This is a genomic window from Actinoplanes sp. ATCC 53533, assembly GCF_003947245.1.
Map to the genome: position 1 here is coordinate 1 of NZ_QHHV01000366.1, position 4184 is coordinate 4184.

Here is a 4184-nt window from a genome sequence, read left to right on the forward strand (position 1 = left end):
CGTGGCGTCCGTCTGGCGTACAGGGAATCGGGCGAGACGCGTCACGTGGCTGGTATGCGATTTTCGCGGCGGATGACCAGCCGCAGGCCCGACCAGATCTCGTTGATCGCGCATACCTTGTTGTCGACCAACCCGGTCGGCAACGCGACTTCACGGACGACGTCCTCGGTGACGTCCGTGGACACCTTCGACGCTCGCTTCGGCCAGGCGACCCAGAAGCCGCCGTCCTGGGCCATGCCGCGCCTGACCTCTTCGAGGTGGGCCTGCAACTCGTGGCGTTCGGTCACGAACAGCACGATCACGTCGGTCGGCACGTCGGCAGCCAGGCCGGGCCGGATGACGACACCGTCGGGCAGGCCATCGAGTGTGGCCTCGAAGCCGGCCGGCGCGTCGAGCAGTGCGACTCGGTGGCCTGGCTTTATACCGAGCTTGCGGGGCAGCGGCGTGCCCGAGTAACCAGCCATGTCAGCCCCGTCGCCTCCGCATTGTCGGATAGTCGTGGATCGTAGCCGTGCGGCCGAGGCTGACGCGCGTACGCCGAGCCACCGACCAGGCCGTCCCACTCCGTACGAGTACGAGCGGATCGCGGCAGAACAATGCGCCCGATCTAGTGAAAGCGTCGGCACTGTCCCCGGAAGGAGTACTTCATGGAACGCTCAGCGCCTCGCAACTAATGTATCTGTGATGGCGGATGATCCATCTAATCACGACTCCAGCAAAGATGAAGAATATGCTGATCTTCTGAGGCTGGAGTTGACCGAGGTTCGAGCATCCGATGACCGCGCGGACCGCAAGTCTCAAATTTTACTCGGCTATACCGGCGTCACGCTGGCACTGTCGATAACCATCCTAGGTAAATGGCTTGGAAAGCCACCAGCAGACACCACGGCCATTATTCTTGCATATGGCTCTATTCTCTTCCTGAGCGGTGCAGCTCTACTGCTTGCGCTTGTTGTGCGCCCACAGTTGGGTGACCCGGCGAGAAGTACTCGTGGAACAGACTTATCTTGGACGGTAGCTCCGGCGAAGAGGTTCTAAGTAGGATCATTTCCGAGGGTTCGGGCGATAGAATTGTTCGACTTGCGCATTTAATCCATGCACTTGCGGTTCGCGCCAAGCGAAAGCACAGGGGAATTCAGTTGGCATTAGCGATTATCCTCGTTGGGTCAGCGCTTTTGGGCACCGCTACCATCATTCACGGATGACGCGAGGATAGCGGAAAGGAGTCAACACGGCCGTTCGAGAGGCGTCAACGTCCAGGAGTATCGCGGCAACGCGGAATTTTGGCCGGGCGCGCACCCATCGCGGATTCCTTGAAGTCGACGTGCGATCCGTGAATCCACTGCTCGGATTTGTCGGAGGTGGACAGCTTGTACCACACGGACTCATCCAGTACGTCGAGTCGCGGTCCTTCTCTGAAGCAGATCACCAAAACTTGATCATCGGAATAAACCGAGTGGTGCGAATGGTCGCCAGCTCGCGTCGTCGGCTTAGTCACCAAAGGAACCGGACCATCAAATCCGTCATCAGTGATGACGATTGCGTTGGATCTGGACGAGTTCGTGACGGGTGCCCGGGTCGGGTGCCGGTCGAAACCTGGTGACGAATACCGCTGGCCATCCGCAAGCGGGGGCGACAGAGGAGTGGTCGGAAGATGCAACGGCTCTACTGAGTTCACGGCGGTGCAGGCAAATATTTGCACCCCGAGGACGCTCAAGCTCAGTCCGATCGCCCGGCGTCTGACGACTGAGGACTTCCTTGTCTCGGCCTCATCGACCGTTATTTCGGCGTCGCTGGTTGGCGGCGATGCCGTGTGCCTAACGGATGCGGCGCCCCTTGCCTGAGAGGCGGCGATAACCAGGCCTGCAAGGCTTACGAACAATCCGAAGATGCTGGCCCACTGGTCGGCCCTCTCTACGCCCTGACTGATCAGGAAGACGATGAGCAACAAGATCAGAAGACCGGCGATCATGAAGATCAGTCGCAATACCGCTGACCAGATAGACCACAACACTCGCTGGTATCTATTTTTCTTGCGCGAAGCCGAATCCCCTACTTGCTCAGGCACACGATAATCGTACGCAATGCCGAACGCGACAAACCTTCGCCTCAGTCAAGCTGCGCAAGCGGAGCCTTCGAGGGCCTCAACCCGCAGACCCACTGATCTATCTCGGCGGACACGGCCGCCTACGCGGCTGTCAGCCGAGGAGGGCGACGCCCGGCTCGAAGGGCCAGCGGTGACCCTCCGGATCCACCACCGTGAGGGTGTAGACGCCGTCGAACTCGTGTCTGTGGCCGTAGCTGCCCACCTTGGCGTCGACGACCTCGGCGTCGGCCGCCCTCGCCCGGTCGACTAGCGCATCCGAGTTGGCGCCCATCGGGAACCGGCCCTGGTAGTGCTCTGACGGGGGCTCCAACCGGCTCGGCTCGGCGAGCCAGAGCCCGGCCACGACGGGCGCGCTGACTCCTGGAACGTCGCCGGTCCCGGACAAGCCAGCCATGGTCGCAGCCAGCGCGGCCGCGCTGAGCCGCGGTGCGGCGCGCACCATCGCGGCCCGCGGGTCCGGTCGCGGGCCTGCCAACTGCTTGGGGTTCATGCCGCCCGACAGGTGGCCTGCCATCGTCACTGCGGGCCGTCAGCGAGTGCTTGTTGCAGGTGCCTGTACCCGTCGTCGGTGCCGATCCCCGTCCGGTATTCGGGGATCACTGCGGCACGTGGTGAAAGAAGGTACCGAAGGCGACAGTCGAGAGATTGATGTAGTCAACGAGGCGGTGACGAATAACCTGGCGGTCGCGCGAAATCTTCTAGTTTCCGCGATCTGCGCAATTTTCGCGCTCGCGCTCACTCGATGACTTCGCACATGAAAGGGTCAAGGGAGCCCTATGGCGCGCCATAGATATGATGAAGGACGACTCAAGAACACTTCCGGTGAAAGCATTTGCCCGCAGGATCATTCATCACCACAACAAGTGAACGCGCTCTCATCGGCTATGTCCGTGCGTCTGCCGCTCACCTCGCCGTTACGCTGTGTAACGCGCGGAGCACGGCAGAAGTGTACCGACGACATCGGTCGATATCAGTCCGTAGCTGCGTATGCGCCGACGCTTCACCCAAGGCAATTGCTTCATCCAACTGCGCGACCAAGCACGGGTGCGCATGCTCTACAACACCGGTGGTCGCTCGCGCCCACAAGCCGGGCGCGGGACGGGTGCTCGTAGGTCTGGGTTGCATCCTGTACCCGGAGGCAACCCAGACCTACGACTCGGTTGAGCACGAACGGAGCCTCGGTTGACTTGTCAACTGCGCCGTCGTGCGGCCTCTATCCAGAGATTGACTGTGGACGCGTCGCTGTCCATGATCCGGTAGAAATCGGTTTCGCCGCGCTCGACGTCGATGCGGATGGGATCGAGGGCCCACTCGCCGTCGTCGATTCGGTAGATCTCGCCGGAGGTGATGCCGTTGGCGTCCCATTCGCGCAGCACGCCGATCGCAGTGTTGGTCGGGTCGGTCGCCCGCACGAAGATCGAGTAGCGGTAGGCGACCTTCTTCTCGCGCTGCTTGCGGATGCGGGCTGCGGCCTTCTCGGTGACGGGAACGAGACGGTACGGCACCTCGCCCGCCTCGATCCGCTCCACCAGCTTGGCCGGCACCCACGCCGCATACTCGGAAAGCTCCTGGACGAGGCCGGACTCGCTCACCCGGACGAGGGTGAGCGGGTCCTTGGCGTCGTGCCCGTCGCCGACCACGGCGAAGTACTGCTTCATAGCATCAGAATCCCAGCTCGAAGGTCAGGTCTCCGGCATCGACCGGCGGCGGGACGTTCGCGTCCGACCACATGTCCTTCGAGATCTGGCCCGCCAGCGCTGCCGGGATCTCCCCGGAGGCTTTGTCACCGAGGCGGGTGATCTCGAAGAACGGGTGCTCGGCCTTGTTGACCCAGAAGCTCTCCGGGGTGTGGAACTGCAACTCGAACAGCGCGCCGGTCTGCGGGTCCCGCCAGGTCAGGTTGATGCCCTTGTACAGCCGCTTGGACTGCGGCGACCAGTCGTTCTTGGCCTCGACCAGCTCGAACCTCTTCTGTTTCATCTCCCGGACCGCCGCCTGGACGCCGGCGACGTAATCCTTCGTCTCGAACACCGCGGTGTACCGGATGTTGTCGCGGGCCCTGGCGAGCAGTTCCGCC

6 protein-coding genes are annotated in these 4184 nt (G+C 62.2%); 1 reads left to right on the forward strand and 5 read right to left on the reverse strand.

Annotation, left to right across the window (positions count from 1 at the left end; genetic code table 11):
* Positions 1-41: 41 nt before the first annotated feature.
* The gene (locus DMB66_RS57300; protein ID WP_125812378.1) at positions 42-464 is read right to left on the reverse strand and encodes a DUF3052 family protein; all 423 of its coding nucleotides are present in this window, start codon (positions 462-464) and stop codon (positions 42-44) included.
* A 220-nt stretch (positions 465-684) separates the two neighbouring features.
* Between DMB66_RS57300 and DMB66_RS57305 the strand changes: the two genes are divergently transcribed.
* The gene (locus DMB66_RS57305; protein ID WP_125812379.1) at positions 685-1038 is read left to right on the forward strand and encodes a hypothetical protein; all 354 of its coding nucleotides are present in this window, start codon (positions 685-687) and stop codon (positions 1036-1038) included.
* 211 nt (positions 1039-1249) lie between these two features.
* Here DMB66_RS57305 and DMB66_RS57310 read toward each other — a convergent pair whose 3' ends face one another.
* The 4 genes from DMB66_RS57310 to DMB66_RS62055 all read right to left on the reverse strand — a co-directional run.
* Complete coding sequence (locus DMB66_RS57310; RefSeq protein ID WP_125812380.1) at positions 1250-2068, reverse strand: hypothetical protein; 819 nt, start codon at positions 2066-2068, stop codon at positions 1250-1252.
* Positions 2069-2198: 130 nt separating this feature from the next.
* The gene (locus tag DMB66_RS57315; protein ID WP_125812381.1) at positions 2199-2621 is read right to left on the reverse strand and encodes a hypothetical protein; all 423 of its coding nucleotides are present in this window, start codon (positions 2619-2621) and stop codon (positions 2199-2201) included.
* Between the two features lie 676 nt (positions 2622-3297).
* Positions 3298-3765: a hypothetical protein gene (locus DMB66_RS57320; protein WP_125812382.1), complete on the reverse strand. Its 468-nt coding sequence runs from the start codon at positions 3763-3765 to the stop codon at positions 3298-3300.
* A 4-nt stretch (positions 3766-3769) separates the two neighbouring features.
* On the reverse strand, positions 3770-4184 hold a 415-nt coding region (locus DMB66_RS62055; RefSeq protein WP_199753255.1), incomplete at its 5' end, for a hypothetical protein.